Source organism: Agriterribacter sp., assembly GCF_035444585.1.
In the GTDB taxonomy this organism is placed as follows: Bacteria; Bacteroidota; Bacteroidia; order Chitinophagales; family Chitinophagaceae; genus Agriterribacter.
Window position 1 is genome coordinate 1 of the sequence record NZ_DAOMOZ010000301.1, and the last position, 4,326, is coordinate 4,326.

General features: G+C 41.0%; 6 protein-coding genes. 3 read left to right on the top strand and 3 right to left on the bottom strand.

Translation table 11 applies throughout. From position 1 onward, the window contains the following. The 3 genes from PLH26_RS20460 to PLH26_RS20470 form a co-directional block, all read left to right on the top strand. A partial coding sequence (locus PLH26_RS20460) for a YdeI/OmpD-associated family protein (RefSeq protein ID WP_324587877.1) occupies positions 1 to 572 on the top strand: 572 nt, incomplete at its 5' end. Between the two features lie 35 nt (positions 573 to 607). Beyond that, the gene (locus tag PLH26_RS20465) at positions 608 to 1,192 is read left to right on the top strand and encodes a DUF4256 domain-containing protein (RefSeq protein WP_324587878.1); all 585 of its coding nucleotides are present in this window, start codon (positions 608 to 610) and stop codon (positions 1,190 to 1,192) included. Positions 1,193 to 1,382: 190 nt separating this feature from the next. Further along, complete coding sequence (locus tag PLH26_RS20470; protein WP_324587879.1) at positions 1,383 to 1,880, top strand: hypothetical protein; 498 nt, start codon at positions 1,383 to 1,385, stop codon at positions 1,878 to 1,880. A 42-nt stretch (positions 1,881 to 1,922) separates the two neighbouring features. Here the strand turns inward: PLH26_RS20470 and PLH26_RS20475 are convergent, their stop codons facing one another. The 3 genes from PLH26_RS20475 to PLH26_RS20485 form a co-directional block, all read right to left on the bottom strand. Continuing rightward, positions 1,923 to 2,108: a hypothetical protein gene (locus PLH26_RS20475; RefSeq protein ID WP_324587880.1), complete on the bottom strand. Its 186-nt coding sequence runs from the start codon at positions 2,106 to 2,108 to the stop codon at positions 1,923 to 1,925. A 233-nt stretch (positions 2,109 to 2,341) separates the two neighbouring features. Then, a complete protein-coding gene (locus PLH26_RS20480) occupies positions 2,342 to 3,295 on the bottom strand; it encodes a glycosyltransferase family protein (protein WP_324587881.1) in 954 nt (317 codons plus the stop codon). A gap of 533 nt (positions 3,296 to 3,828) precedes the next feature. Further along, positions 3,829 to 4,326, bottom strand: a 498-nt coding sequence (locus PLH26_RS20485) for a transposase (protein ID WP_324587882.1), incomplete at its 5' end; no start/stop codon positions are given.

Here is a 4,326-nt window from a genome sequence, read left to right on the forward strand (position 1 = left end):
ACGAACAATGGCAGAAGGAGATCAGGCAGATGAGAGCCATTGCGCTGGATTGCGGGCTTGACGAAGTATTGAAATGGGGCTGTCCCTGCTATACCTGCCCGACCGGATCATCCGGGCGGGAATATAACGGTGCAAATGTTGTGCTGATACACGTATTTAAGGAGTATTGCGCCTTCCTTTTTTTTAAAGGTGTTTTGCTGCAGGACCCCAATGGCATTTTAATTCAGCAAACCAAAAATGTGCAATCGGCGCGACAGATGCGCTTTACGGATGTAAAAGAAATTACGAAACAGAAAAAGATCCTGAAAGCATATATTTATGAAGCTATTGAAGTAGAAAAAGCCGGGTTGAAAGTGAAGCTCAAAAAAACCTCCGATTACAGTATACCCGAAGAATTTCAAAGCAGGCTCAACAAAATGCCATCTCTTAAAAAAGCATTCGGGGCATTAACACCGGGACGGCAACGAGCCTATCTTTTTTATTTTGGCCAGGCCAAACAGTCCAAAACCCGGGAGGCGAGAATAGAGAAATATATTCCGAAAATTCTTGATGGACGAGGTTTGGAAGATTAAACACCGGGTGAGCTTTTAAATATAAATACCAGGATATGAGCAGTAAAAAAAAGCTGTCGTCACAACAAACGGCAGATCTCCTAAAAATAGTAAAGGCCCGTTTTGAAAAAAACAGGAATCGCCATAAAGGCATTGAATGGAACGAAGTACAGGCAAAGCTGAAAGCCAGCCCTGCAAAATTATGGTCACTGAATGAAATGGAAATAACCGGCGGTGAGCCCGATGTGGTGAGTTATGATAACCTGCCCCGCCGGCAGGCAGGAAAGACGGGTGAATATATTTTTTACGATTGTTCGCCCGAAACGCCCAAAGGCCGCAGGAGCATTTGTTACGATCATGCAGCGCTGGAATCAAGGAAAGAACACAAACCCAGGGACAGCGCGATGAATATGGCCGCTGACATGGGTATTGACTTATTAACGGAAGAGCAATACCGGCAGTTGCAGCAGCTTGGTGAATTTGATCTGAAAACTTCGAGCTGGATTGTAACCCCCGCGCCTGTCCGAAAACTCGGCGGCGCCCTTTTTTGCGATCGCCGCTACAACACGGTATTTGTATATCACAATGGTGCGGAATCGTATTATGCGGTCAGGGGATTCCGTGGATCGTTAAAGGTTTGAGCAATGGATACAGAGCTTAAAAGGCGTATGCAATAAAGCGATCAAAAGCGCCGGCACATCGGAATAATGCATGGCAGAGTTGTACGGTTGTTGACCTAAGATTGAAATTTGCGCGGAATTACGTTTATCCCCGGCGATACAACAATAATAGGCCTTATTTAAGGTTTTTTAATCCACAACCCTATACGCTATGATTACCGTAATTCCCCCTGCAAAGCAAAACCATTTGCTTATTCCCGATAGTTTTCAAAAAGGTGAACAATTTGAGGATTATGTACGCCGGCACCTTTTTCCAAAAGCACAGTATAAGCTTATTCATCGCACACCCGGATACCTGCAGAACGAAAAAGATTATCCCGAAAGCAGCCTTAAGCCCGACTTTACATTACAGGATATACTGAACGGGCGCAGCTTTTACGTGGAATGCAAATTCCGGTCAGCGCTTATTGCCAACAGCTACCCATTCTCTAAAAAATACCAGTTGGAACGGTACAAATCGTATACCGACCTGCCTTTTTACCTTGTGCTGGGACTGGGTGGAAAAGCATCGGCCCCCAACCAGGTTTTTTTATTGAATTTTTTTGACAGCCAGTTTGCTATGCTCTATAAAAGGCATTTAAACGGCAGGGAGATCCAAAAGGATATGGCGGTACAGCCCTCACAGCTCTGGAAAAATGCCGCAGCCTGATCAATAAGCAAAAAAAAGAAAAACCCCGAAAAAGTATCGGGGTTAGGACGGGGAATTACTATCTGGTGGTTTCAGAGATATGGATTTTTTATACAAATATTCTTTCAATGCTTCAATGCCCCCTGCCGCTGTTATATATTTTGTCTCCACAAACAACGTAACAGCCTGCTTAACCAATTCAGGCGGTAATTTTTTTCTCCCTCCCCCCGCTTTCCTTTTCTTTTTCATTTTATAAAATAAATGTAAAATAATAATAAAAATTATTGTAAACAAAATAATTAATACTATTTTTTTATAATTAAAATATTATTTAATTACATGAAATTAATATAAAAATAATTATGGCCTGCCGGTCGGGGCATATTTCCGCCGGTTGGCACAGCATGGGCTGTCAATTTATTTTTTCGGGGGAAACGCAACTCAGGTGAGAACCGAGCCGCATGGTACAGGAAAACGGCTTGTTAAAGCTTATGAGCCAGGTTATACAGTAAGGCTTTAATACGGGTCCTTATTCTCAATTTCCATTTAAGCTGCATCATCACCGATGGCTGAAGCTGCTTTGCAAGGCTCCCCATAAAATGCCGGAAAGGCGCTCCTATCTCTTCAAACACTTTTTTGTATTCATTGAAATACGGAACCAGCAAAGGATCATATCCTTTAAGGATCTGTTCTATGAGCGGCTTATAAAAATGGACAAAAACAACAGGATACTCACCATCAATCAGCAGGGTATTTCCAACCAGGATCCTTTTACATGTTTCATAATTTCCTGCTCCCAGGTTGCAACCTTTGTGGGATAATATTTGCACGTTTTCAAACAAAAGTGGCAAAAGATCAAGGTAACGTTGGTCAACATATACCCTCTCTGCCTTACATTCGCTCATCTTGTAATGGCATGCATTTGCCCACCATTGTAATGCAGGCAGCCCGTTCCTGTTGCTGCCGATAAACCCGGCATTAAAAAAGCCGGAAGTTAAAAGCTGAACAAATTCGTTTTCGTTTATAGCAGGGCTTACGCTATACCAATGCGGTGTTAAAATAATTGCAGACTGGTTTAATGCTTCAAAGAGAAACCGGTAATCGTTAAAGAAAAAAATATCGCAATCAACAAACAGTACTTTTTTAAAACCTGTTTCCAAAAGGTAGCTTATCAGTATGGGCTTTAACGACCACCTGAAAAAATCCATTCTAATGTGCGCATATTTGTTGTAGAGCTCCTGTGTCAGCGGGTAGCCTTTAAGTTGGCTTACAGCCAGTATTTGTATGCCTGTTTCATTATCATGACCGGATAAAGATTTATCATCTGCCACCAAAACATATAATAATGCCTGCTGGTCAAATTTTTTCAACGACTTATACAAAGCCAGCGCATGCGGGAAATAATCGGCTGTAATGATGGTGCAGAATGTATTCAACTCATTTCGGATTAGATGCTTAAACTATAATTATTTATTATTTACCGGCTTCCAGAAGGGTCTTTTTATCCGGAACAATTTAATATATATTATCCTTATTGTTATTTTCCATGCCAGCAATGGGCTGTGTCCAGAATAAAAAAGGATAATAGATAATCCTTTTCGCAGGCCATCTTCAATTATTCCAAAACTTAAATAATTATATGCAAAATGATCCAGCAAATGGTTTTTATTTGTTACTTCTTTATTGTAATAAAGCACTTTCAGTATGCGGAAATATTCACTTCTTACAGTAACAATCGAGTGTAAAGGAAGCCGGCCCGCGGGGTGTTATAGCTATTTCCGTTTCACCCATGTAAAGTGTAATGTTGTTTTAAACAGGCAATATTAGCCTTTGATCGCCATAATGCAAAAAGGGGCTGTCTCAAAAGTAAAATTTTAAGACAGCCCCATTTTTTTATTTTTCTTTTATAGTTGCTGGCTGGTATTCTGTATATGGTACACTGGCAGCAAAAAACAACAAAACAGCGCTTTCAGGCTGCTTTTTTCCTTAAATTCTGTGCGATTGCTAATAATCCGATTTCTATGGATACTTTTTTGTTACCCCTGAGCAGGAAACGCCTGAACCCATGGTTGGATTTGATATTTGCAAAGACTGACTCCACATCCCACGGTCGTTTTTTTCTATATGCTATCCCTGTTTGAGAAGTTAGCCTTTGATGTGCTATTGCTTTAAGGTGGTTAAGATTGAAATTGATCTCTATAATCCTGTTGCCTTTTGATTTATGACATACTCCGTTTAGCGGACAACGTTCGCAGTTAGCAGCCTGGTATTTTGTTAAGTGCTGTTCAAATCCGGCTGCTGTTGTTTTTGTATAGGTACCTATGTTTTGCATCGGCTGTCCCATTGGGCAATAGTAACAATCCTTATCCTGATTGTAATGTAGCTTAGATGGTGCAAAAGGATGCTTATCCCGGTGGGCTGATGATTGCTCTTTGTCGAAGTAGCTGTATTTAACGTAACCTTCAAT